Below are 509 nucleotides of genomic sequence, written 5' to 3'. Positions count from 1 at the left end.
CGGTGTAGAACTTGGCATCACCAGCGCCGATCCATTTGATCGCAAACAAACCCATCCCGACAAACAGGACGATCACTGCGTGGATCGCGGTTGACCCAAGCGTGGCAAGCCCACCGGACGCCAGTGTGGCACCCGTCGCGAAGACCGCCAGTGCCAGCACCAGCCAATTGGGAATGCGCCGTGTCCTGATGTCCCATGCAGCCCCGAGGACCGCGAGAGCAATCGCGACCCAGAGGGCTACTTCTGCAGCCATTTGCCGAACACTACCTCAAACTGCTGGGAGACCTTTGGTGAGTCAGCCATTGCAATCTTCGTTCCCTCAGCAGGAGCGGCCTCCTCGACCGGTTCCTTCGCCGCCTGGCGCGAGCCGATGCTCATCTGTGGAGCGGCGCCGGGCTCTGCCGTGGTGATGCGGAACTCATCGCGCGAAACCCTATGAAATGCCGGTGCCTTGGTCCGCGCGACAGTTTCGCTCTCGCGCTTGCTATCGGCGAGCGCCAATTGTTCAG

The 509-nt window shown here is 61.7% G+C and carries 2 protein-coding genes; both read right to left on the bottom strand.

Features of this window, described 5'->3' with window-relative positions; all coding sequences use genetic code 11:
• The coding region (locus FRW57_RS22845) for a prepilin peptidase (protein ID WP_203230535.1) at positions 1-253 on the bottom strand (253 nt) is incomplete at its 3' end.
• Positions 238-509 (bottom strand): hypothetical protein (locus FRW57_RS23860; RefSeq protein WP_162529503.1); only part of this gene is annotated, 272 nt, incomplete at its 5' end. The genes FRW57_RS22845 and FRW57_RS23860, both read right to left, overlap by 16 nt.

The organism is Segeticoccus rhizosphaerae, assembly GCF_009192725.1.
Taxonomy (GTDB): Bacteria; Actinomycetota; Actinomycetes; order Actinomycetales; family Dermatophilaceae; genus Segeticoccus; species Segeticoccus rhizosphaerae.
The sequence above is the reverse complement of the archived record's forward strand: the minus strand, read 5'-3'. Positions and strand labels throughout refer to the sequence as shown.